The sequence below is a fragment of the Rhodococcus sp. MEB064 genome (assembly GCF_000834565.1).
Classification (GTDB): domain Bacteria; phylum Actinomycetota; class Actinomycetes; order Mycobacteriales; family Mycobacteriaceae; genus Rhodococcoides.
Map to the genome: position 1 here is coordinate 12,955 of NZ_JXQS01000027.1, position 24,439 is coordinate 37,393.

Genomic DNA, 24,439 nt, shown 5'->3' on the forward strand with positions numbered 1-24,439 from the left:
CTTTCCGCTTTTGCGGTTGAGTCTGAGTGGTTCCACCACAAGGTACCGCTGTCGTCGATTCACCGCAAGAGTCGCAATAAAATGCCGTAACATGCGTGCACATGACGCAGGAGTGGAGCCAGCAGATCGTCGACAGGGTGGGGAAAGAGGTGCGGCGCGCGCGAACGGCCGCCTCGCCGCCCCTGTCAGGGCAAGCACTCTCCGACCGCACGGCCGAGCTGGGCCACCCGATCTCACGCGCCGTCATCTCCGACCTGGAGACAGGTCGGCGCCGCGGTCTGGACGTCGCGGATCTCATCGTGTTGGCAGCGGCGTTGCAGATCGCACCGGTGCAGTTACTGTTCCCCGATCTGCCTCGCGGCCCAGTGGACGTCCTGCCCGAGCGACCGCACGAGTCACACGACGCAGTGCGATGGTTCGCCGGCGAGTCCGGCCTCTTCGCCTCGTCGCCAGGATGGCAAACAGGTGAGGGCGAAGCGGTTCCTGTATGGACACGCCAGGACTTCGCACCAGAGCTCGACAGGGTCACACTCACCCGCCAGTGGCTGAAAGCCATTCACTCCATGCGCAGCGCCAGGATCCACATGCGCAGCGCGATCTCGGCGCGCGAGACACCCGATCAGCTTGAAGCCCTCGAAGTGATCTACGAGGAAGCGCGGGAGCGCGCACAACGTTTGGGTCAGCAGATGTCCGATCTCGGACTCGACCCCGGTGAGGAACATCCCCGTGCCTAGACCTCGCATGGAACCCGGTGAGTGGGGCGCGATCACCAACTTCAAGCGCGGCGATGCGTTCTACGCACGTTCGTACATCCGGGACGACGACGGTCGGCGGCGCCCGGTCGAATCGCGGGGCACGTCACCGGAGGATGCGCGAAGAAAGCTCCTGCGGAAGCTTCGCGAACGTATCGCGCCGACTTCAGGTCGATCGCTGACCAGCGCATCGAAGGTGAGTGATCTTGCTGCCTACTGGCTGGAGGACAAGCAGGCGAGCGTCTCCGAGCAGACTTTCAACGGGTACCGCGACATCTGGAGTCGCATCTGCGCACCCGCACTGGGCGAGTTGCTCATTCGCGAGGTGACCACCGGCACGCTCGACGCCTTTTTCAAACGCACGTCGCGAACTGCCGTCAGCCGAGCGCGCGCTGCTCGGGTGGTGTGTTCAGGCATGTTCTCGCTCGCGGTGCGCCTCGATCTGAGAACAACGAACCCGGTCACGGACGCGCGGGTGGTCGGTCGAAAGACTCGAGCACCGATTCGGGCGCTGACGCCGGGCGAGTTCGCGGAGGCGCGCGACGCGATCGCTCGGTACTGCCGAGGTGCTTCCAGGGATGGTTCCGGGCACACGATGGGCCCTCAGCCCGCGAAGGTGCTCGAAGACATCTTCACGATCCTCATCGCCACAGGCGCACGCATCGGTGAGGTACTGGCCCTCCGGTGGGAGGATCTGCATCTCGAGACCGATCCGCCGACACTCGTCATCGACTCCACCCTCGTCGTGCCTCGCTTCAAGGGCGATACCTTCCGGCGTCAGAACTTCCGGAAGGGCAATGCGCCGGCCCTGACTGTGACGCTTCCTGCTTTCGCTGTGGTCAGTTTCGCGCGACGCTGGGCATCCTTCGACCTCCCCCCGCGCGCAACGGATCCGGTTTTCGTCACCTCCACCGGGAACTGGGTCTCCCCCTCGAACGTCCGTCGAGCGTGGCGCACCGCGCTGGGCGAGGACTTGGCATGGGTCACGCCACACACGATGAGGAAGACGGTGGCCACTGCTATTCGGGCCGAATACGGAGTCGAGGGAGCGCAAGTGCAGCTGGGTCACTCGAACTCGCGTGTCACGGAGGCGCACTACATCCAGCGCACCAACGTGGCACCCGACATGACCTCGGCACTCATGACTTTCAGCCCCGTTTGGGCCGAAAGTCATGAATAAGTAGTGAGTGAGCGACGGAGTGTCAGGTACAGAAAGAGCCCCCGGCCAGCGTATCCGCTGATCGGGGGCCCTTTTGCTGTGCGCCCACAGGGACTCGAACCCCGGACCCAGTGATTAAGAGTCACTTGCTCTACCAACTGAGCTATAGGCGCATGGTCGGAGCAACGTGCGCTCCTCGGTGCGTGAAAGACATTAACACCTGGCGCGCAGGGAGTGAAATCGAGTCACTGACCTGCGCGGATGCTCAGCTGACGATCTTGCGGATCACCAGGAGTGCGACGACAGCGCCGACGCCGATGAGCGAGAACTTCACTGCCGGCTCGTTGAGGGTGCTGACGACACTGCGCTTGGTGTTCTCCACCAGGCGCTTGGGGTTGGCGCGCACGCTGAGCTCGTCCAGCGTCGACGCCAGCTGGTCGCGTGCGGCCTCGATGTCGCGCTCGATGTTGTCGGTGTTGCGTGCCACGAAAGCCCTCCCGGGTGAGCGTCTGTGCAGAACTGGTGCGGTTGACTCACGAGCCTAGAGCACGCCGTCCGGCTCGCTCCTCCGACTGTGAGGTGTCGGGATAGGTTTGGTGGCGTGACCGCGAACTCGAGACTCTCCGCCGGCGATGCCGCTCCCGATCTGACCCTGTCCGACGCCGACGGCAACACCGTCTCGCTGGCGGACTACGCCGGTAAGCGCGTGGTGGTGTACTTCTACCCCGCTGCCGGGACACCGGGCTGCACGAAGCAGGCCTGCGACTTCCGCGACAGCCTCGCTCAGCTGAACGACGCCGGCCTGGACGTGCTGGGTGTCTCGCCCGACAAGCCCGCGAAGCTGGCGAAGTTCCGTGACGCGGAGGGCCTGACCTTCCCGTTGTTGTCGGACCCGGAGAAGTCGACTCTGCAGGCGTGGGGCGCATTCGGTGAGAAGTCGATGTACGGCAAGACCGTCACCGGGGTGATCCGGTCGACGTTCGTCATCGACGCCGACGGCAAAGTCGAGGTGGCTCAGTACAACGTGAAGGCCACCGGCCACGTCGCCAAGCTCATCCGCGATCTGAAGCTCTGAGCCGCCACTCCCCCGGCACTCTGCTGAGGAAGGCGGCCTCGGCCACGGCGATGTTCTCGATCTCGGTCGGGTCGACGCTCTCGTTCGGCGCGTGGATGGTGCAGAGAGGCTCCTCGACGCCCATCAGGACCATCTCCGCGTCGGGCACGGCCCGCTGCAGCGCAGTGCACAGCGGGATCGAGCCTCCCTGCCCCGCGAACTGCACGGGCTGACCGTAGGCGTCGCCGAGTGCGCCGAGCAGCGCGCTGTACGCGGGGCCGTCCGTCCGCGCGGAGAACGGGGCACCCACCGCGTCGGGCGTGACGCTCACGCGTACGGACCACGGTGCGGCATTCTCGATATGGGCGATCAGAAGGTCTCGTGTCCGCTCGGCGTCCATGCCCGGCGGGATGCGTAGGCCGATGCGGGCGGACGCTCGCGGAACGACAGCGGCGGCGCTCCCGACCACGGGTGGGCAGTCGATACCCATGACGGTGACCGACGGCCGCGCCCACAGATGGTCGGCGATACTGCCGCTGCCGGTGAGGTCGACCCCGTCGAGCACTCCCGCGTCGTCCCGGAAGCGGTCGATCGGGTAGTCGGCGCCCTGCCACGCCCCGGTGCCGTCGACACCGTCGATAGTCGTGTTCCCGTGCTCGTCGTGCAGGGACGCGAGAACGGCGATCAGCGCCACCAAGGCATCGGGCGCCGGGCCGCCGTACATTCCGGAATGGACTGCACCGTTCAATGTTTCGATGTCGACGCGAATGATCGCCATTCCGCGAAGGGACGTCGTCAACGTCGGGGTGCCGACGGCGATGTTGCCCGTGTCACCGATCACGACGATGTCCGACGCGAACAGTTCGGGGCGCTCGTTCACCAGGTCTTCGAGACCACCGGTACCGGTTTCCTCCGACCCTTCACACACGACGACCACGCCCACCTCGGCGTCGTCCGCCAGCGCGCGGAGCGCTGACAGGTGCATGAGCACATTGCCCTTGCAGTCCGCGGATCCCCGCCCGTACCACCGGCCGCCACGTTCGGTCAGCTCGAAAGGTGGCGTGTTCCAAAGCGATTCGTCGCCGACAGGCTGAACGTCGTAGTGCGAGTACAGCAACACTGTCGGTGCCCCGGGTGCAGCGGGCCGACGGCCGATGACCGCGGCAGAGCCGTCCGACGTGTCGTACAACTCGGAGTCGGCAATGCCGACATCGCGGAGGGCATCGCGCACCCAATCCGCGGCAGCCCGGCACTCGGACGGGGGCGCTTGTTCCGGGTCCGCGATGGAGCGGAAGGCCACCAGCGTGGCCAACTCGTCACGGACTCGGGGCATGCCGCCGCGCACACGCTCGCGCAGCTGCTCGAGGGACGGGACAGAAGCTTCGGTGCCTGACGTCATCTACCCAGTCTGGCACTGTGCCTGCAAGCGGTTACTGCGGGAACTCCTGGTTCAGCCACTGGCCGGTCTCGGCCCAGTGCTTGGCCCACGCCTCGTCCTGGAGTTGCTGAGGGGACTTGCTCGGATCGTTCTCGGGCACAGGGACAGTGAACTGCGGCGGCGGAACGGCGCTGGGCGACTGCGACGACGACGGTGACGTCCACGACGTGGGTGCCGGGGTCGCGGCAGTCCACGGAGCGGGTGCTGCGGCTGCGGGGGCGGTCCAGTCGGGTGCCGCAGCGGGGGCATCGACAGCGTCGGTGGGCGCAGGCTCCGCAGGAGCGCCAGGAGGTGCGACGGGAGGCGCTGCCGGAGCAGGCGCGACCGCCGCGAGAGCCGGAGTATCGACGGTCGGCGCGGACTCCGGAGCCTGCTGGGTCGCGGCCGTGTTCTGCGGTGCGCTGTCCGATCCACCGGAGATCACGGCAGCGGTGCCGATACCGGCGGCGACCAGAACGGCTGCGGCGGCCGCACCGGCGAATCCGACAGCCCTGCGGGACCGACGGGGCGCGGCAACGGCCGCGGCAGTGGGGACGACCAGGAACGATTCGGTCGGCGCGTCATCGTGCTGCGCGGCGACCTCGGGTACGACGACGGCCGGGAACACCTCCGTGTCGGTGTCGTGAACGGTCGAGCGATCCTCGACGGCCGGTGCGGGAACGACCTCGGGTTCGGTCGCGGCCGGTCGTGCCACGGCGGCGGCGGCCGCAGCGGCAACACCGGACTTCTTCACCAGCGACGGGGCCGGACGTGCCGGCGTCGCGGCCGACCGGCGGATCGGCACGGCGGGTACCGGCCGAACAGGCGCCGTGGAACGCGCTGCGGCGGGCTTCACGGGCGCTACCTCCTCCGTCGGCGGCGCGGGGGTGGCCGCGCCGAAGACCGGCACACCGAACGCGAGCTCCAGGATGGGAGGCGCGACATCGATGTCCGCGGCGGCACCCGATGTCACGACACACATGACGTTGGCTTCCGCGACGTCGACCAGATCCCACAGGATCGGCACGGTCAACCCGATCTGTTCGGGCGAGAAGCTGTCGAGGTGGATGGACTCGGCCGCGCCCAGCTCGGATCCGTCGACGGGTGAGAGCAACGTAGCGGTGACGGTGCTGCCGTCGAGGTCGTAGAGGAGGACAGCGGACACCACCGTGGTGTCACCACGTCCTCGCGCACTCTTCTTCGGGGTGTTGCTCATGGTGTGCCTCCTCTTCTCGCAGACAGGCGCAGCCGACCCCACCGTTGGAACTCCCCCGAGACCGGTATTCATGGCCGGCTGGACGCCACTTCAGTGAACGTCTCGCCTTGTTATCGACTCTAAACATACCGTAAGTTCATATTGGTCGCTGCAGAATGGTGTCGCCCTGTTCGAGATCAGCGGTGAAACGGATACTGTGGGCACCGTGGAGTCGACCGACGGATCACCGATGCTCAGCGCGCGGGACCCGTCGGCACCGCACCCGTCGACCGGTCCTCACCAGGACGAATCCGATGTCCGCGACGGTGACGACACCAGCGAGAACGCCGATGCGAACGAGCCCGTCGAGCTGCTTCCGCGCCGACGGCCCACCCAGGAACGCAGCAAGAAGAAGTTCGATGCTCTGCTCAGTGCATCGCGCGATCTCCTGACGGACGTCGGTTTCGAGTCGTTCACGTGCGAGGAAGTGGCAGCGCGGGCTGGTCTGCCCATCGGGACGCTGTACCAGTTCTTCGCCAACAAGTACGTCATCGTGTGCGAGCTCAGTCGCAGAGATCTGTCCGGCGTGGAGCAGGAGCTGTCGGATTTCGACGGTGAGATCCCGTCGCTCGACTGGCTCCGCTTCCTCGACGACTTCCTCGACCACCTGTCCGGACTGTGGACGTCCGACCCGTCCCGGCGCGAGGTGTGGCTGGCGATGCAGTCGACGCCGGCCACCAGGACCACCGGAATGATCCACGAGAAGGCGTTCGCGGCCCAGGTCGAGCGGATGCTGGCGCCGCTGACTCCGCGCACACCCCGTGTCCGACGCAACCTCATGGCCGAGGTGCTGGTGCACGTCGTCTACTCGATGCTGAACTTCTCGGTGCAGGACGGCCAGTCTCATGCGGATGCCGTCGCCGAACTCAAGCGCCTCATGGGCGCCTACCTCCTTGTAGCAGAAAAGGAGAGCCGACGCTGATCGCGCCGGCTCCCCTCGTCTCGTAGTTCTCGAAGGATCACTCCTCCAGAATTGCCACCGCTCCCGCGATGTCACCGTCGTGCGTCAACGACAGGTGGATCTTGACCGTCGGCAGGAACTCCGCCGCCATCCCGTGCAGCTTGATCGACGGCCGTCCCCACGCGTCGTTGACCACTTCGATCAACGGGTACGGGTTGTCGCCGATCTGGGGCGCACGTGCGAAACGTGATGCGGCCCATGCCTTCAGCACAGCTTCCTTCGCGGCCCACCGCGCGGCGTAGTGCCGCGCGGGTTCCGCGCTCTTGGTGGCGGCGTGCCGCCGCTCGCCGGCAGTGAAGCTGTCGCGGACCATGGTGGTCCCCACTCGCTCCATCTGCTCGGCGAACTCCGAGACCGACACCAGATCCAGACCGACTCCGAGGATGCTCACTTGGCCACCGTACGGTAGACGTCGTCCGCGCCGAGGCGAGAATCTTCGCTGAGCAACATGTCGACCTCGCGCTGATGCTTGGCATCGCTCGACGTTCCCTCATGACCCAACCGGCGGTCTTCCGGACGCTCGTACAGCGCCGATCCACCGCACATCGCGTCCATCAACCGGCGTCGGCCGGCGACGAGGCGCGCCTGCGCCGTGGCCACGTAGTCGTCCCGACGCTCGGCCGGCACGGCCTCGATGAACGCCTGCGGATGCACCACGGCGATGAGACCGGACACGTGCCCGAAGCCGAGGCTGGTCAGCAGACCGGCCTTGAGCGGCAACCGATCTCCGAACCGGAGCGGTTCACGAGCCCACACGAGGTGGTCGAACTCGGTCATCTTGTCGTCGACGCAATCGAGACTGCGGTTCGGCGGCACGACTCCCTGTGCGAGCACCTGGCACAGACCGATCAGCTGGAACGCTGCCGCTCCACCCTTGCTGTGTCCGGTGAGCGACTTCTGCGACACCACGAACAGCGGGTTGCCGTCCGTGCGCCCGAGGGCACGGGCGAGACGCGTGTGCAGCTCCGCCTCGTTGGGGTCGTTGGCGTTGGTCGAGGTGTCGTGCTTGGAGATGACCGCGATGTCGTCCGCGGCCACTCCGAGCGCACTCAGCGAGAGGGCCATCGCCGAATCCTGTCCTCCGCGGCCGACGCCCAGAGCGCCGAGGCCGGGAGCCGGAATCGAGGTGTGGACACCGTCACCGAACGACTGCGCCCATCCGACGACGCCCAGGACCGGAAGTCCCATCTCGAGCGCCAGGTCACCGCGAGCGAGGAGAATCGTTCCGCCGCCGTGCGATTCGACGAAGCCGCCGCGTCGCCGGTCGTTGGCCCGGGAGAACCGGCGATCACTGATGCCCTTGGCATGCATGGACGCCGAGTCGGCCGTCGCGGACATGTCACCGAATCCGATGATGCCCTCGGTGCTGAGGTCGTCGAATCCGCCCGAGACGACGAACGTCGCCTTGCCGAGTCGGATCTTGTCGACGCCTTCCTCCACGGACACCGCGGCCGTGGCGCACGCCGCGACGGGATGAACCATGGCGCCGTAGGAACCGACGTAGGACTGGACGACATGCGCGGCAACGACGTTCGGCAGTGCTTCCTGCAGGATGTCGTTCGCCCGCGCATCGCCGAGCAGCGTGTCGATGTACAGCGAGCGCATCGACTCCATGCCGCCCATGCCGGTGCCCTGTGTGTTGGCCACCAACGAGGGGTGGGTCCAGCGCATGAGCTCGGACGGGTCGAACCCGCTGGTGATGAACGCGTCGACGGTGCAGACGATGTTCCAGAGTGCGACGCGGTCCACCGAGCCGGCCATGTCGGGCGAGATGCCCCACTTGACCGGGTCGAAGCCCGTCGGAATCTGTCCACCGACAGTGCGGGTCAGCTTCATCTGGCGCGGCACCCGGATCTCGGTGCCGGCCTTCCGCGTGACCTGCCAGTCGCCGTCCGCGTTCGTGTTCACGACGGTGCGCTCGGGGTCGGCTCCGACGAAGGCGCGAGCCTCCGCTTCGCTGCCGACGACGAACGTCAGGTCGTTGTCCAGGAACACCGAGGTCATCAGCGGCGCCGTGTTGTTCACCATGGCGCCGTCGTCCTCGTAGCGACGGATGCCGCAGCGCTCGACGACGGTGTCGTGGTACTTGTCGGCGATCTCCGCCTCGGGCACCAGGTCACCGGACTCGACGTCGTACCACCCGGGCTTGGGATCGTTCTCCCAGACCACCAGGCCGGTGCTCCATGCGAGTTCGAGAACGCCTGCCGCCGAGAGCTTCTCGTCGACCTCCATCTCGAAGCGGGTACGTGCACTGCCGTAGGGTCCGAGCTCGCCGGTACCGACGATGACGACCATCTCGGCCGGATCGATGTCCAGTGCGGGCCACGACGGTGCAGGCAGCTGCTCGGCCGGGCGCGGCGGCGCCGGCAGGGCGTCGATCGTTGCCAGGTCGTCCGCGACGGTCTCGTCGGCGACGGCCTCGTCGGCCGCCTGCTTGGCCAGTGCGGCCAGATCGAGCCCGGCCTCGGCCAGTCCACCGGTCAGATCCACCTCGAGCGGAGCCTGTGCAGCGGCCTCACGGGAGGCCTCGTCGCAGGTTGCCAGCAACTGTTCCGCCATCTCGGCGGTGGACCAGGTGCGCACGCCGGCCGCTTCGGCCGCATTGGCGACAGGATCGTTGTGGCCCATGAGGCCGGTGCCCCGGACCCATCCGATCCGTGCGTGCACCAACGTGACTCGCTCGGCCCAGGTGCGCTCGGCCTTCCACCGGTTGACGACTGCGTCGAGCGCAGCCTTCGACTCGCCGTACGCACCGTCGCCGCCGAAGAGGCCGCGGTTGGGTGAGCCCGGCAACGTGACGTGCAGTCGCGCGTCGACGTCGCGGTCGATACCGATCTTCGACAGTCCACCGATGAGGCGCTCCACCGACCAGAGCAGGACTCGCATCTCCATCTCGGCCCGCGATCCGGCGTCCGACAGCTCGCCGGCCACGCGGGGCGCGGCGAACGGGAAGAGCATCGTCGGTGTGATCGCCGGCTTCACCAGCGTCTTGGCGCCACCGGCGGAGTCGATCTGATCGCTACCGATCCACTCGATGAACGCATCGACGTCGGCGTAGGACGCCATGTTGGCCGGAACGACCCAGAGTGCTGCTCCCGCAGTGGCACTGGTGCGGTAGAGCTCCCGGTAGAAGCCGACACGGCTCTCGTCGAGGCGCGAGGTGGTCAGGAAAACCGTGGCACCTCCGGACAGCAGTTCGCTCGTCACGGCGGCGGCGATGGAGTTCTTGCTCGCACCGGTGACCACGGCGACCTGGCCTGCCCAGCGGGTGGAGGCCTCGCTGGTCGAGGCTGCAGCCGTCGCGATGGCGCGGTAGGTCTCGGCCAGCGCGGTCAGACCCTGCGAATCCGCACGGTTGCTCCACCAGGTCGCATGATCGGCGACAGCGTCGCCGGTCCCGGCGAAGGCTCCGACGGCGAGCGCCTGAGCCTTCGCGTCTCCGACCCACAGGCGAGCGAGGTCCTCGCGCGCCGTGGCCCAGCGGTCGTCGATCAGGACGGCCTTGCGGGCGTCGAACGACGGTGCCACCAGACGCGGCCAATCGGTACCCAGTTCGGTCGAGACGAGGTCGACCAGTTCGGCCTCACTCGCGTCGGCCTCCGGAAGCGTTGCCTCGTCCGCGAATCCGAGCTGCTCGAGAACCAATCGGGCGGCCGAGGCGAGCACGCCGCTGCGTCCGGTGATGTTCTCGGTGAACTCACCCAGTGCAGCTGCGTCCACGGTGCCACCACCGCCGCCGCCACCGCTGGACGGCATCGACACCTGGATTCCGCGACGCTGACCCACTGCGGCCACGGCCGCGTCGATCACCGCGTCGACGGCAGCGCCGTCGGCCAGGGCACCGGGAGCGAGCCCGCCGAGATCCCCACCGCGGATGGACGAACCGTCACGAGTACCGAGAGCGACCTCGGCCGTGACGTGATGCGACCAGCCGTCACCGAGCTGCCAGACCTTGGCGATGCGCTCGGCGATGGATCCGGGACGTCGACCCGACGGTCCGAACACCTTGCGCAGGTGGTCGTTCACCGAGTCGGTCAGCACCGGGCCGTAGGGGCGGTAGGTACGCGCCAGCTTGTTCACGGTGCCGGCGAGAGCGCCCATGTCGGCATCGGCTGCACCGTCGATGGCACCGAGCGAGAGCTCTGAACCGAGGTCGACGAGCAACTGGTTACGGCGTGAGGAGACACCGTCGCACAGCGCCTCGATCGTGTCGGCGGGGCCGATCTGATCGATGCGGAGCTTGGTCCACAGGGCGATCAGCACTGTCGTGGCATCGGATGCGGTGAACGCGATGTCGTCGGGACGGGGAGCACCGGCAGGTGCCGACGGGGCTGCAGCGGGTGCCGCGGCAGCGGCGGGAGCCGCCGTCGCAGCGGGGTCCGCGGCAGGAGCCTCCGGCTCGTCGACGATCTCCGGGTCGGTGTCGGTGGAGAACACGACGGCGGCATCGCGCTCGATGTTGAGCACCTCGACCGGGTGGCCGATGCGACCCGGCAGCTTGAGCGTGTTCGTGGCCAGGTTGGCCACCGTCGGAACCGATCCCAGACCGACCTCGACGAATCGCTCGATACCCAGACCACCGTCGGAATCGTCTCCGAAGAGCAGGTCCTGGGTCTCGATCCATCGGACGGGGCTGGCGAACTGCCATGCGAGCAGCTCGGTCAGCACCACGCGGCACAGATCGGACGGGCGCGCGGCCCAGTCGTCCCAGCTTCCGAGGACATCGGAGAGTGGCTGCGACGGAACCAGATCCGCGATCTCCTGCACGAAGTCACGCTCGAGCGAGAACAGACGCGGGACCAGGTTCGGGATGTAGCGACCGATGAGGATCGACGGGTCGATGTCCGCGGGCAGGAGATCGAGCAGTCGCGCACGGAAGTCGTCCACACCGCCGCGGAGCACGGTGGAGTGGAACGGGACGTCGATGCCGGGGACGACGATGAAGGCGCGCTTGCCACCGAACTCGGCACGGCGACGGTCGATCTCGACCTCGAGAGCATCGAGACCCGCGACCGTTCCGGCGATGGCGTACTGCGAGCCCCGCAGGTTGAGATTGACCACCTGCAGGAACTCGCCGGTGCGCTCACCGATCGCCTCGACGAAGGAGATGACGTCCTCATCGGCCAGGCCGATCTGCGACGGGCGGATGGCGGCCATGCGGTACTGGCTGCGGCCCTTCGCATCACGTGGCACCAACTGGTGCATGGCCGATCCGCGCTGGAAGACCACCTCGAGGACAGCTTCGAGAGGGAGCACGCCGGCGACGGCGGCGAGTGCGTTGTACTCACCGACCGAGTGACCCGCGAGGAACGAGCCCTCGACGAAGGCGCCGGACTCCCGCAGCTCCGCCACCTGGGCGACGCCGAGGACGGCCATGGCGACCTGGGTGAACTGCGTCAGGTGCAGGACACCGTCGGGGTGACGATGGACGACTCCCCTGGCCCGCAACTCCGTCGGGTTGTCCCGCACGACAGCGAGAATGGAGAAGCCGAGCGCTGCGCGGGTGTGCTTGTCCGCACGCTCCCAGACCTCGCGGGCAGCCTTCGAACGAGCCCGCGCGTCCAGGCCCATTCCGGGCTGCTGGATTCCCTGACCCGGGAAGGCGTAGACGGTCTTCGGTGCGGCGATGCGGCCGGTAGCCAGCATGACCATGTCGCTGTCGACCTTGCAGGAGACCTCGACGACCTCGGTGCCGGCTTCGAAGCCGATGCGGTCGACGCGGACGTCGATGGTCGCTCCCGGACGGACCATCCCGAGGAAACGGGTGGTCCACGCGGTCAGGCGACGCGGCGGTGTGGTCGCGGACGGATCGACGGCGACGACGACCTGCTGGGCGGCGGCCGAGAGCCACATGCCGTGGACGATCGGGCTTCCGAGGCCCGCGAGGAGTGCTGCGGCATCGGAGGTGTGGATGGGGTTGTGGTCACCGGACACCTGTGCGAACGCACCCATGTGGCGGGGTGCGGTGACGGCGGTGTCGCGGCGGCGACGACGCGGGGTCTCGACCAGTGCGTCGGTCACCGAGCCACCGGCGCGCGGCGGATCGGACAGCGTGCCGGTGCCGGTGCGCCCGCGGATGGCGAAGCGCTCGACCAGCGTGGCGACGACCGGAGCGTCGAGCCCCTCGCCGAGCATCGCGCCGATCTCGACGGACACCTCGACGACGCGGCCGAGGTCCGTGTCGACGACCTCGCCCGCTGCGGCCTTGACCACGAGGATGCTGTGGTGATCGGGCAGCTCGCCCACCAGGTCGATGCGGTGATCGAGGTGCACCAAGTCGAGCATGCCCTCGATGACGGCGCCGGCGTCGGCGGTCCGGGCGGATCCGAGCACGGCGAACACGGCGGGCCAGCAGGCGCCGACGAGCACGTCGGGAACAGCCGAGTGGCCGATGCCGAAGGCCGCGGGCAGTCCGGATCCCGTCACGCCCGCGTGATCGGCGACCAGATCGGGCGACCAGGCGATGTTGAGGCGTGCGGAACCGTTCTTGACGGTCGGAAGATCCTGTCCTGCAGCCACTCCGAGCAGAGCCGACATGGAGGACTCGGCGTCGGCGTCGGTCACCAGCGGGGCGCCACCGTCGACGGCGGAGGCGGGGACGCTGATCCGGATGTCGACGGTTTTGCCCGGAGAGAGCGGTACGGACAGCAGAACCTGATCGGTTCCGAGGACCGACAGCGAAGCACCGGTACGAGCGTGGGTGGCCAGTTCGTCGGACACGACGTCCCACTCGGACAGTGCGCCGAGTCGACGCACGGGGTTCGGAGCCAACCGCGATGCCCAGGTGATGTCGGGAGCAGCGAGCACCATGCCGACCAGTCCGCCGGCGATGTCGGGGTGGCGACGCGTCGCGACGGCAACCGACTCGACGCCCTCTGCGAGGAGTCGATCGGCGGCGGCCTTCTCGAAGCGGTTGAGCAGGTCGCCGACCGGCTCGTTCAGCCGGTCGATTCCGGCGACGGCGACGGTGCCGGGGATGACGCAGACCTGGTCGGCCGAGTAGCGGGCGTCGTGTGCCTGCCACAGCGAGTCACTGCGCCACCACCGACGGACGTCCTTGTCCACCACGGGGACGAAGTTGACGGGCTTACCGGGAAGACGGCACAGCGAGATGAAGAACGGGACGTCCGCCGGATGCAGTTCCACCGAACCCGCATCGGGGTACGCGGCGGTGAGGGCTGCGATGGCGTCGGCCGGACGGTTCAGCAGATCCTCGTCGGCGAACAGCGTCGGCACGGGGCCACGGTCGGACGGATGCAGACGGGCCTCCGCGCGCTGCAGCATGTCGCGGAAGCGCACGCGCCACGTGACGTCCAACCACGGTGTGTCGGTGTCGATGTCGTGTCCGACGGCCAGCTCGACGTACCGCTCGAGCCACTGCAGGTAGGTCATCGACGCGACGTCACCGAAGTACGGCTTCGCGGTGGAGTCGAGCGCCGCGATGATCTCCTCGCGGCGTGCCGCGACAGCCTCGTCGTCACCGGCGACGTCGTCGAGCAGACGGCCGGTACGCGAGGCGGCGTTGTCGATCTCGTGGATGTCCGCGCCGAGCTGACTGCGACCCGACGCCATGCCACCGATCGCGGTGCCGGCGCCGACCCAGTCGGGGGTTCCGGGGGTGTCGACGAGGAGCTGCTTGACCTCGGGTGAGGTGGTCGCCTCGAGGGTCGCCATGGCAGCGGTTCCCACGAGGATGCCGTCGAGCGGCATGGCCGGGAATCCGGCGGCCTCCGACCAACGGCCGGTGAGGTAGTCGGCTGCACGCTCGGGTGTTCCGATGCCGCCGCCGACGCAGATGACGATGTTGTCGTGCGACCGCAGTTCGGCGTAGGTGGCGACCAGCAGGTCGTCGAGGTCCTCCCACGAGTGGTGGCCACCGGCGCGGCCGCCCTCGATGTGGACGATGACCGGGTAGTCCGGGACCTCGTTGGCGATCCGGATCACCGCGCGGATCTGCGCCACCGTGCCCGGCTTGAAGCAGACGTGGCTGATGCCGACCTCGGTGAGCTCCTGGATCAGCGCAACGGCTTCCTCGAGCTCGGGGATACCGGCCGTGACGACGACACCGTCGAAGGGGGCGCCGGCGGTGCGGGCCTTCTGCACGAGGCGCTTGCCGCCCAGCTGCAGCTTCCACAGGTACGGATCGAGGAAGAGGGAGTTGAACTGGACCGACCGGCCCGGCTCGAGAAGGTCCTGCAGCTCGGCGACGTGTCCGGCGAAGATCTCCTCGGTGACCTGTCCGCCACCGGCCAGTTCGGCCCAGTGTCCGGCGTTGGTCGCGGCGGCGACGATCTTCGGATCGACGGTGGTCGGGGTCATGCCCGCGAGCAGGATCGGCGAGCGGCCGGTGAGCTTGGTGAAGGACGTCTCGACGCCCGTGTAGCCGTTCGGCAGCTGGACGACGGTCGGGGCGAAGTCGCTCCACGGTCGGTCGACCTCGGGTGCGGCGCCCGGCGTCAGCAGGTTGCGGTGACCGGTGCGTGTCGACGCGGCGACGACGCCGACACCGTGTCCGCTGATGTTCGAGGCGGTCAGGCGGGTGAGGGCGTCACCGGGTCCGAGGTCGAGGATCCACGATGCACCGGATTCGACGACGGATTCGGTCGCGGCGACCCAGTCGACGGGATCGACCAGGATCGACTGCGCGAGCGAGCGGGCGCGTTCGACGTCGACGCCGCACCGTGCGGCCCACGACGCGACGACGTCGACTGCCTCGTCCATCTGCGGGTGGTGGAAGCCGACCTCGATGTCGAGGGGTTCGAAGACGGGAGCGAAGATCGCCCCGCCGCGCTTCTTGGCATCGCGCTCGCGAGTCTCGGCTGCGGAGATCTCCTCGCAGCGCTGCTGGACTCGGACGAGCTTGGTGTACGGGCCGCTGAGGACCACGCGGCGGCGGCCGTTGCGGATGGCGACGACGGCGGAGGTGGAGGCATCGTCACCGGCGACCTCGTCGACGATCGTCTTCAGGCGGACCGGGTCGACGGCGGACACGGCGATCATGGGAGCGCGCTCACCGGCGCCGATGAGGCCGCGTCGACGTCCGACCAGACCGGCGGCTGCGCCGATGAGCTGGGCGACCGCGAGCAGTTCCGCGTCGCTGCGACCCTGGTCCGCGACGGCTGCCTGTGCGAGCACGCCCTGGGAATGACCGATGACCGCGGCCGGAGGGGTCGCGGTGTAGTCGAGCCCCTGCACGGACAGTGCGCGCAGAGCAGCGATCTGGGTCAGGAGGACACCGGGAACGGAGACGGCCGCGGACGAGAGTGCTGCGGTGGACGGTCCGGCGGAGGGGTCGTCGGCAAGTTCCTGCTCGAGCATCCAGGCGATGGGGTCGAATCCGAGCGGACGGACCACGAGGAGTTCCTGCGAGACCGGAGCCAGGATGGTTGCTGCCGAGTTGACCAGTTCGGTGATCTGCGGCTCGAGAGCGCAATCGCGCGTGAGCTCGTCCAGTGTGGGGAGCCAGGGTGCACCCTGACCGCCGAATGCAAACGCGTAGCGCTCACCCGCGACGAAGCGCTCGGCGAGAGCCTCCGCGCGATCGGTGGATCGTTGCCGATTGGGGGGTGTGCTCTCGTTGATGGTCACGCGTGCGTGTCCTCTCCTGCCTCGGGTACGAGGCGCTGGGGTCGTGTGGTGCTCGAATGAGCGGCCCCGGTGTCGATCGACCTGTGTGGGTCTCACGTAGGACCGATATCGGCCTCGTCGCCATGGACGTCGGGGCCGAGCCGGTGGCAGTCGTCATCGACAGACCACTCTCATCTCGTGGAACCAGGGTCGCACAGAATCATGAGGAATTCCTCACGTTCTGTTTGACGTCCTAGTGCTACCGGCGGGTATGTCGTGATCGTGGCCAGAATTGCGGCCTCAACTGACCGAATAGTAGGGAGTATCGCTGCAGACCAGCGCCGTTTCCTCGACACACGAACCTGAGGAAACCCTCGTGTTCATCGTTATCAAAGCGTTACATGCGGCAGCACGGTCACGTTGCCCGACGTCGCCGATAACCAGCGACTTTCCTGTCGGACCGACGGTTTACGGTCCCCTCTGCACACACCGTGCACCAGTGCTGCTTCCGGGGGGAATCATGACGCTCGACACCAGTTCCACGTTCGACACCACGTCCACGTTCGACACCACGTCCACGTTCGACACCAGGCCGATAGATCTGGCCACGCCTCTCCACCGCGTCGTCGCCGCCATTTCCGACGCGATGCCGCGGGAGAGCTGGCCCTTCTGGTTCGACGGGTGGCCTCAGGACTCCGAGGCCGCACTGCTGGACGCGATCTTCTCGTCCCGTGCCACGTACGGCACCGCTGCCACGGGGGTCCGCAAGGTCGTCACGTCCTGGCGCGCGTGGCGCGGCGACGCATCCGACGACCTGTCGTCGTTCGCGCTTCTCTCACCCGAGGAACTCCTCGACATTCTGGGCAATCGCCAGCGCGTGTCCGGTAACCGGATGTCCAAGGCCGAGGCGGTCCGTGACTGCGCGGCTCTCGTCGTCGGGTTCGGGGTGCGATCGGTGGGTGATCTCGCCGCACTCGACTCGGACGGCCTCGCCGCAGTACGTCAGGCCGTTCTGGGAGTAGCAGGAGTCGGGCCGGCGTCGTGGGACGTCTTCGTCGGGTCCTCGGGCGTCGACGTACCAGCGCTCGATCGGCACGTCACCGCCTTCGTCTCGGAGGCATGCACTCGTGACGTGCCGGACGTCGAGTGCCGCGACCTGATCGCAAACGCGGCCATCGTCCTGCAGGTCGACGTGGCGACAGTCCGGCACAGCATCTGGCGGTACCAGCGTCGACAAATGTCGCGAACAGATCGAACGGCGGCGCCGACAGCTGCAACCGCGGGTAGTTGAGACATAGCGAGGAGAAACTGCGGAACGCCGTTTCGCAATCGGTAAGCATCGCCGGGGTACTTCGGTACCTCGGCGTTGCTCCCACAGGCGATTCGCATGCGCACATTTCGCGTCGGATCACACGACTCCGTTTCGATACCTCACACTTCACCGGGCAAGCCCATCGCAAGGGAGTACCGGCCGGGAATCGACAGACAGCGCTCGACATTCTCGTCGTACGCCCTCCGGGTTCCGCCCGGGCAAAACCGCATCATCTGAGACGCGCCTTGACCGAGTCGGGCGTTCCCGAGCGGTGTCGTGGTTGCGGGCTCGGAACCACGTGGAACGGCTCGCGCCTACGCCTTCATGTCGATCACGTCGACGGCAACTACTTCGATTGCCGGCTGGCCAATCTGAGATATCTCTGCCCGAACTGTCACAGTCAGACCGCAACGTGGGCGCGCCGCCGAGATTCCGGCACGACCGCGACGACGCTGCCGGACGATACGGGGGTCGACTAGAGTACGACTGCACGCGCGAGTGGCGGAATGGCAGACGCGCCACACTTAGGATGTGGTGTCCGGAGGACGTGGGGGTTCGAGTCCCCCCTCGCGCACCATGCTTCTGCGAGTACGACGCACTGTCGTTGATACTCGCTCGTCCGGTACCGTCGTGGTGTGGAACAGACCGGCGACAAGGCCCGCGGAACGCGTCGACCAGCACTCATCCTGCTCGTCGCCGTCAGTGCTGTCGGCTGCCTGGTGCTCGGTTACTGGCAATGGGAACGGTTCGAGTCCTCGTCCGGCACGGGTCAGAACCTCGGCTACGCGTTCCAGTGGCCGCTGTTCGCTGCGTTCGTCGTCTTCGCCTACCGCCGCTTCGTCCAGTTGGAGGACAGCGTGGACGAACCGACGGACGACGACGGCCCGGCCCCGATGACCGAGATCCCCGCCGACCTGCTGCCCCGGCGTCCGGAGTCGGCCACGTCCACGGGCGACGACGCCGAATCCCGTCAACTTCGTGAGTACAACCGCTATCTTGCAGAGCTGGATTCCAGCCGTGAGAACGACAGGAGCACTTCGTGAGCACCGCAGAACCTCGATCCACGACTCGTGCCGACGGCACCCGGATCAGGCCGGCGCTGCTGCGCTACCGCGTGCTCGCCTACGCCACCGGCGTCTGGCTCCTCGTACTGACCGCAGAGATGGTGGCCAAGTACATCTTCGGCGTCGAGAACACTCCGACCTGGATCGCGGTCGTGCACGGGTGGGTGTACTTCGTCTACCTGATCGTGACGCTGGATCTGGCCGTGAAGGTGCGCTGGCCTGTCGGGCGCACCATCGGCACCCTCCTCGCCGGCACCATCCCGTTCCTGTCCTTCGTCATCGAGCACAAGCGCACGCAGCAGGTGAAGCGGGACTTCGCGGTCTGATCGGTCAGGGAACGAGCGCCGCGATCTGCGGCAGCAATTCCCGCAGCGCCGTTCCCCGGTGCGATGCGGCGTCCTTCTGCTCGGGGGTCATCTCTGCGGCCGAGACCGCCGATCCTTCGGGGACGAACACCGGGTCGTACCCGAATCCGCCGGACCCGGCCCGCTCCCGCGCGACCGTCCCCCGCCACTCTCCCCGGACGACGGTCTCGCGACCGTCGGGAAGCACCAGCGCGCATGCCGAGACGAAGGCCGCGCCCCGGCGATCGTCCGGGACGTCGGACAGTTGCGCCAGAACCAGTGCGGTGTTGGCCTCGTCCTCGCCGTGGCGTCCGGACCATCTCGCCGACAGCACACCGGGCATACCGTTCAGCGCATCGACAGCGATCCCCGAATCGTCTGCGACACAGGGTAATCCGGTTGCCGCGGCGCCGTCGCGCGCCTTGATCAGAGCGTTCTCCTCGAAGGTGGCTCCCGTTTCGGGGGTCTCCGGGTACTCGTCGACCTCGTCGAGGCCCACCAGGTCGATCCCGCTCACCTGCGCGCGGTTGAGGACTCGGCGCAGTTCCGCGAGCTTCTTGGCGTTGCGGCTCGCGACCAGCAGTCGGACCGTCCCGGTGCTGGGCGTCAGGTCAGGCACCGGGCAGTTCTCCCGGGTACGGCGCGGCGAGGGCTTCCTTCTGGATCTCGAAGATGCGCTCGCATCCGGCGAGCGCGTTGTCCAACATCGCATCCAGCGTCGACCGAGGGAACGTCGCGCCCTCACCCGTTCCCTGGATCTCGACGAGGGTGCCCGTGTCCGTGGCGACGACGTTCATGTCGACCTCGGCGCGGGAATCCTCCTCGTACGGGAGGTCGAGGCGCACACGGCCGTCGACGACACCGACGGAGATCGCGGCGATGGCACAGGAGATGGGCTGAGGATCGGCCAACTTGCCGTGCGCGGCGAGGTAGGTGACGGCGTCGGACAGGGCGACGAAGGCGCCGGTGATGGCCGCGGTGCGCGTGCCGCCGTCGGCCTGGAGGACGTCGCAGTCGAGCGCGATGGTGTTCTCGCCGAGGGCAGCAAGGTCGATGCAGGCCCGTAGCGACCGGCCGATGAGACGACTGATCTCGGACGTGCGTCCGCTGACCTTGCCCTTCACGGATTCGCGACTGTTGCGGGTGTGGGTCGCGCCGGGAAGCATCGCGTACTCGGCTGTGAGCCATCCGAGTCCGGATCCCTTGCGCCAGCGAGGAACTCCCTCCTCGACACTGGCCGTGCACATCACTCGCGTGTTGCCGAATTCCACCAGCACCGACCCGGCCGGGTGCGAGGTGAATCCGCGGGTGATCGTGATGTTGCGGAGTTCGTCGTCTGCTCTACCGTCTTCGCGTGTGGACACGGCTGCCACCCTAGCCGTAGCGGGGATTGCCCATCGGAACGCCGGTGATCAGATCTCGACGACGTACCCGGGAGTCACCGCGTCGACGGGCCCGTCGAACTCGGCCGCGGCTTCGGCGATGACGTCCTCGCGTGACGTCCACGGCGGGATGTGGGTGAGCAGTAGACGGGACACCCCGGCAGCCGCGGCCAGCCGCCCGGCCTCGGTACCCGACAGGTGTACGCCCACGGGACGGTCGGCGTCGTGTGTCCACGAGGCTTCGGCCAGGAGAACGTCCGCCCCGGAGGCCAACTCCTGCACGGCATCGCAGACGCCGGTGTCACCGGTATAGGCCAGCACGGTGCCGCGCTCGGTCGTGATGCGCATGCCGTACGACTCCGGCGGGTGGTACACCCGACGCGGCTCGATGGTCAACGCGCCGAACTGCAGGGTTCCGCCGTCCCGCAGGTACCTCAGGTCGAGGGTGTCCGACATGTCGTCGATGCGTCCGCCGCTCTCCGCGGACGCCACCCCCAGCCGGAACGCCATGTCCGACGGCCCGTAGACGATCGCTCGGCCCGCCGCCGGGGTCGGGTGGTACCGACGCCAGACGAGCAGACCGGGCACGTCCAGACAGTGATCGGCGTGCAGGTGCGACAGCAGCACATGGACATCGGCCGGGTTCACGTACTTCTGCAACGCGCCGAGGACGCCGGGACCGAAATCCATGACGATCGGCGACGTGTCCGGAGCCTCGAGCAGATAGCCGGATGCCGGTGAGTCGGGACCGGAGACGCTGCCCGAACAACCCAGAACCGTGAGACGCATGAGGGTCATGCTGCCACGCCGGGCACGCGCCGCGAGCACGTTCCGCGACCGGCCGTGTCGTGACATTCTCCGTAGGTCACACGCGGACGTCGGGAAGTGTCAAGAGAGCCTCTGCTGCACCGTGATCGGTGCCGAACGCTCGCGTCGAGCATGACCGGCGAACATCCAGGCGGCCAGAATTCCCGCGAGGGCTCCGAACAGATGTCCCTGCCACGAGACGTCCTCCTGCGTCGGCAGCACTCCCCACAGGGCGCTGCCGTAGACGAACAGAACGACGACTCCGACGAGGAGTTGCTTCATGTCGCGGGCGAACACGCCGCGGACGATGAGGTACGACAACCATCCGAACACCACGATCGACGCGCCCACGTGCAGGGAGGCGGTCGCTCCGGTCAACCACGTTCCCAGTCCGCCGACGATCCAGACGACCGCCGTGACCGCGAGGCCCCGGCCGATTCCCGAGAGCATCAGCACGAATCCGAGAACGAGGAGCGGGCCGGTGTTGGCGAACAGGTGGTCCCAGCCGTGGTGCAGCAGTGGGGCGAAGGCGATGCCTTGGAGTCCGTCGATCGACCGGGGACCGATGCCGTGGCGGTCCAGCGCCAGACCGGACGCGACGTCGACAGCTTCGATCACGTACAGCAGGAGGACGAAGCTGCCTGTCACCAGTGCGGCGCCTGCCCACCGTGACCGTCCGCGCGTCGTCGCCGGCGATGCGCCGGGTGTTCCGATGGTCATGGCAGTCCCGTCGTGCAGATCGGTGAGGTGTCCTGGTTCCGACGATACTCGAGGCGTCGAGTCAGGCGTGAGCACTGGGGAAGACGTCGCGATACGAGGGAATGCCCGCTACCGACGTGGCCGCGAGCACGGCCCGGACGATGGCGCGTTCGGCCACCACGGCCACGGCGGCACAGAGGGCGTCGAGCACGGCGAGGTCCGGGAGCATCGCAGGATCGTCGGGACCTGAGGCGTCGACTCCCCCGCGGCCGTCGTCGATCGGCTCCGTGCGGCCGGTGGCCAGCGCGAAGATCGTGTCGCCGTCCAGCGGGGAGTGCGCCGGACGGATCGCCCGCGCCAGACCGTCGTGCGCGGCGACGGCAAGGCGTCGGCACGCGGGTGCACCGAGGTCGGCGTCCGTCGCGACGACACCGATGGTCGTGTTCAGAGAGGTGTCCTTCGGGGCGAGTGCAGCGGCGGCGGCGATGTCGGCGGCATCGGGGTCCCGCAGATCGAGCTCCGGTACGGACGATGCGCCCCACAGGGTTCCGCTCGCGGGATCGAACACGGATCCGACGGGATTGCACACCATGAGTGCGCTCACGGTGAGTCCTGCCGCGGCGCCCGACTCGATGAGCATCGACGCGCTGCCGACTCCACCCTTCAGCACTCCTGCGCGTGCACCGGTTCCCGCTCCGACGCTGCCCGCTGCGTAGTCGGCCGAGGCGTCGGCCGCCGCCGCGTAACCGAAGTCGGCGGTCGGTCGCGTCGACCAGTCGCCGACCGGAAGATCGAAGACGACAGCGGCGGGAACGATGGGCACCACCCGGTCGTCGCGGCCCATCCGCACGCCGCGACCGCGTTCCTCCAGGAACCGCATGACTCCGTCCGCGGCGGCCAGACCGTAGGCGGATCCGCCGGCGAGCAGCACGGCGTCGACTTTCTGCACGGAATGCGACGGGTCGAGCAGATCCGTCTCCCGCGTTCCCGGTCCTCCACCCCGGACGTCGACCGCGGCGGTGACCGGCGCATCGGTCATGACGACGGTGCACCCGGTCGCTCGGCCGTGGCCGTCGACGTCGGGATCGGACAGGGTGACATTTTCATCGAGCACGTGGTGGTGCCCGACCGTCAGTCCTACGACATCCGAGAGGAGGTCGCGGATCACGGCATCAGAACCTGGACGAGCGAGTCCTGCATCCACGTGAGCCAGTGGTAGACGTCGAGATGCGGCGCCCGCGGATCGTCCTCCTCGAGCTGGTCGGGGGTGTCCGCGTCGATGCCCAGCGTCGTCCCGAGCGCGAGGCGGACGTCGTTCAGGCCGGTCAGCCAGGAATCGGCCTGTTCACGGGTCAGCGCGATCTTGCCTCCGCCCTCGGGAAGTGTCGACAGGATGGTCGCTCCCGCTGCACGTTTGACGTCGATGATCTCCGGCTCGTAGAGGCCGCGCAGAGCGCCGTTCAGGTCGGCCTGCTCGGCGAGTCCGTCGGACTCGGCCGAGTCCGCACCCTCCGGGCGGTGGAAATCGGGGAGCAATCGCGCGAGCGTCGGGTCCTCCGGAGGCCGCGTGTTCCCCGAGCGCATACCGGTCAGCTCCGCGAGGTCGTCCGTCGGCGCCTCGGCGCCTCGGCGGTCGAGCAGGCCGATCACGGACTCGACGAGCGAGCGGAGCACGGCCACTTCACGGGGGTCCATCTCGGACTTGAACTTGACGCCGCTCAGCGCGTTCTTCCGGGTCCACATGCGCACGACGACGGTCCTTCCAACGATCACGGGGTAGTTCTCTTCGCGAGCCGACAGGTCAGATGTCGTGCTGCATGGTGGCCCACAGGCCGGCCGCGTGCAGCTTCTGCACGTCGACTTCCATCTTGTCGCGATCTCCGCTCGAGACCACGGCCTTGCCCTCCGAGTGCACCTGCATCATCAGCTCGGTCGCCTTGTCCTTGCTGTATCCGAACAGCTTCTGGAAGACGTAGGTGACGTAGTGCATGAGGTTGACCGGGTCGTCCCAGACGATGGTGACCCACGGGGTGTCCGTCGCCGTGTCCTCCGCCACCGCCACGTCCGCGTCGGGGGTGGCCTGCGGAAGTGTCGCGGTGAGATCCGAAGCCATGGGTTCGAGGATACGGCGTGCGGTACTCATTCCGGTACGCGGTAACGACGGGCCACCATCCACCACACATAGGCGAAAAGAACGATCATGTAGGCGGCGGTAAGTGTAACCAGGACAGCCACCGGCAGCCGACCGGACGACGCCCCGGCCACCGAGCACACCACAACACCCAGAAGCAGGGCCATCGTCGCAATTCCGATCCGTTCGATGTCTTCCGACACCATGCGATCGAGGATCGTTCGGCGTTCCGCGGATGTCCAGTATCGGTGCGCCCGAACGCTCGGCATGTTGATCGCCGACGCGGGAAGCCGCGGAATCACCGACCGTGCGCCCAGGAAGAGCAGACCGAGCGCGGATGTGATCGCACCCATTGTCCCGGCGAACTCGACACGGGACTCGAATCGGGTAGCGACACCGTCGGAGGCGAAGTGCGCGGGCATCGGGTCGGGCCCTGCGAGCGCTACGCCGACACAGAATGCCAACACGATGCTTGTGGCGATGAACAGAGGTCGCGACATGGTCGACAATCGTATAGACGACGACCGAACTAGGG

At 67.7% G+C, this 24,439-nt stretch carries 20 protein-coding genes and 2 tRNA genes; 8 read left to right on the top strand and 14 right to left on the bottom strand.

The genetic code is table 11. The annotated features are described in order from the left end of the window. Positions 1–101: 101 nt before the first annotated feature. Entirely contained in the window at positions 102–734 is a 633-nt protein-coding gene (locus RU01_RS13765) for a helix-turn-helix domain-containing protein (protein ID WP_042575141.1), read from the top strand. After that, entirely contained in the window at positions 727–1,932 is a 1,206-nt protein-coding gene (locus RU01_RS13770) for a tyrosine-type recombinase/integrase (RefSeq protein WP_042575142.1), read from the top strand. The genes RU01_RS13765 and RU01_RS13770 overlap by 8 nt, the downstream gene beginning before the upstream one ends. A gap of 79 nt (positions 1,933–2,011) precedes the next feature. Here RU01_RS13770 and RU01_RS13775 read toward each other — a convergent pair. Then, positions 2,012–2,084 (bottom strand) — tRNA-Lys (locus tag RU01_RS13775). Positions 2,085–2,176: 92 nt separating this feature from the next. After that, positions 2,177–2,398: a DUF3618 domain-containing protein gene (locus RU01_RS13780; protein WP_042575143.1), complete on the bottom strand. Its 222-nt coding sequence runs from the start codon at positions 2,396–2,398 to the stop codon at positions 2,177–2,179. A 114-nt stretch (positions 2,399–2,512) separates the two neighbouring features. On the opposite strand from RU01_RS13780, the gene bcp reads away from it, so the two are divergent. Then, on the top strand, positions 2,513–2,986 hold the full coding sequence (bcp, locus tag RU01_RS13785; protein WP_042575144.1) for a thioredoxin-dependent thiol peroxidase: 474 nt from the start codon (positions 2,513–2,515) through the stop codon (positions 2,984–2,986). Here bcp and RU01_RS13790 read toward each other — a convergent pair. Together RU01_RS13790 and RU01_RS22175 are read right to left on the bottom strand one after the other, a co-directional pair. Then, complete coding sequence (locus RU01_RS13790; RefSeq protein WP_042575145.1) at positions 2,964–4,364, bottom strand: dipeptidase; 1,401 nt, start codon at positions 4,362–4,364, stop codon at positions 2,964–2,966. The two genes, bcp and RU01_RS13790, sit on opposite strands and share 23 nt — an antisense overlap. 31 nt (positions 4,365–4,395) lie before the next feature. Then, positions 4,396–5,598 carry a hypothetical protein gene (locus tag RU01_RS22175; RefSeq protein ID WP_052493284.1) on the bottom strand — a complete coding sequence of 401 codons (1,203 nt, stop codon included), beginning with the start codon at positions 5,596–5,598 and terminating at the stop codon, positions 4,396–4,398. A 205-nt stretch (positions 5,599–5,803) separates the two neighbouring features. On the opposite strand from RU01_RS22175, the gene RU01_RS13800 reads away from it, so the two are divergent. After that, a complete protein-coding gene (locus RU01_RS13800) occupies positions 5,804–6,559 on the top strand; it encodes a TetR/AcrR family transcriptional regulator (RefSeq protein ID WP_231568716.1) in 756 nt (251 codons plus the stop codon). A gap of 37 nt (positions 6,560–6,596) precedes the next feature. On the opposite strand, the gene acpS is transcribed toward RU01_RS13800, so the two are convergent. Continuing rightward, positions 6,597–6,989: a holo-ACP synthase AcpS gene (gene acpS / locus RU01_RS13805; RefSeq protein WP_042575146.1), complete on the bottom strand. Its 393-nt coding sequence runs from the start codon at positions 6,987–6,989 to the stop codon at positions 6,597–6,599. Further along, complete coding sequence (locus RU01_RS13810; protein WP_042575147.1) at positions 6,986–16,186, bottom strand: type I polyketide synthase; 9,201 nt, start codon at positions 16,184–16,186, stop codon at positions 6,986–6,988. The genes acpS and RU01_RS13810 overlap by 4 nt, the downstream gene beginning before the upstream one ends. Before the next feature lie 499 nt (positions 16,187–16,685). On the opposite strand from RU01_RS13810, the gene RU01_RS13815 reads away from it, so the two are divergent. From RU01_RS13815 to RU01_RS13830, 4 genes are all read left to right on the top strand, one after another. Beyond that, the gene (locus RU01_RS13815) at positions 16,686–17,456 is read left to right on the top strand and encodes a hypothetical protein (RefSeq protein ID WP_156148921.1); all 771 of its coding nucleotides are present in this window, start codon (positions 16,686–16,688) and stop codon (positions 17,454–17,456) included. 513 nt (positions 17,457–17,969) lie between these two features. Then, positions 17,970–18,054 (top strand) — tRNA-Leu (locus RU01_RS13820). Positions 18,055–18,112: 58 nt separating this feature from the next. Beyond that, positions 18,113–18,520, top strand: a complete 408-nt coding sequence (locus RU01_RS13825; protein WP_197074778.1) for a transcriptional regulator — start codon at positions 18,113–18,115, stop codon at positions 18,518–18,520. Then, a complete protein-coding gene (locus RU01_RS13830) occupies positions 18,517–18,867 on the top strand; it encodes a DUF3817 domain-containing protein (protein ID WP_042575148.1) in 351 nt (116 codons plus the stop codon). Before RU01_RS13825 ends, RU01_RS13830 begins: the two co-directional genes overlap by 4 nt. 4 nt (positions 18,868–18,871) lie before the next feature. Here RU01_RS13830 and rdgB read toward each other — a convergent pair whose 3' ends face one another. The 8 genes from rdgB to RU01_RS13870 form a co-directional block, all read right to left on the bottom strand. After that, on the bottom strand, positions 18,872–19,504 hold the full coding sequence (rdgB, locus tag RU01_RS13835; RefSeq protein ID WP_231568717.1) for an RdgB/HAM1 family non-canonical purine NTP pyrophosphatase: 633 nt from the start codon (positions 19,502–19,504) through the stop codon (positions 18,872–18,874). Continuing rightward, the gene (gene rph / locus RU01_RS13840; RefSeq protein ID WP_042575171.1) at positions 19,497–20,249 is read right to left on the bottom strand and encodes a ribonuclease PH; all 753 of its coding nucleotides are present in this window, start codon (positions 20,247–20,249) and stop codon (positions 19,497–19,499) included. The genes rdgB and rph overlap by 8 nt, the downstream gene beginning before the upstream one ends. A 48-nt stretch (positions 20,250–20,297) precedes the next feature. Then, a complete protein-coding gene (locus tag RU01_RS13845) occupies positions 20,298–21,056 on the bottom strand; it encodes a cyclic nucleotide-degrading phosphodiesterase (protein WP_197074779.1) in 759 nt (252 codons plus the stop codon). A gap of 99 nt (positions 21,057–21,155) precedes the next feature. After that, the gene (locus RU01_RS13850; protein WP_042575149.1) at positions 21,156–21,794 is read right to left on the bottom strand and encodes a rhomboid family intramembrane serine protease; all 639 of its coding nucleotides are present in this window, start codon (positions 21,792–21,794) and stop codon (positions 21,156–21,158) included. Positions 21,795–21,855: 61 nt separating this feature from the next. Next, positions 21,856–22,941, bottom strand: a complete 1,086-nt coding sequence (locus tag RU01_RS13855; RefSeq protein ID WP_156148922.1) for a P1 family peptidase — start codon at positions 22,939–22,941, stop codon at positions 21,856–21,858. Beyond that, a complete protein-coding gene (aosR, locus tag RU01_RS13860) occupies positions 22,938–23,522 on the bottom strand; it encodes an oxidative stress transcriptional regulator AosR (protein ID WP_042575173.1) in 585 nt (194 codons plus the stop codon). The genes RU01_RS13855 and aosR overlap by 4 nt, the downstream gene beginning before the upstream one ends. A 52-nt stretch (positions 23,523–23,574) precedes the next feature. Next, positions 23,575–23,886, bottom strand: a complete 312-nt coding sequence (gene clpS, locus RU01_RS13865; RefSeq protein WP_042575174.1) for an ATP-dependent Clp protease adapter ClpS — start codon at positions 23,884–23,886, stop codon at positions 23,575–23,577. 26 nt (positions 23,887–23,912) lie between these two features. Continuing rightward, positions 23,913–24,404: a hypothetical protein gene (locus tag RU01_RS13870; protein WP_052493286.1), complete on the bottom strand. Its 492-nt coding sequence runs from the start codon at positions 24,402–24,404 to the stop codon at positions 23,913–23,915. Positions 24,405–24,439 lie beyond the last annotated feature (35 nt).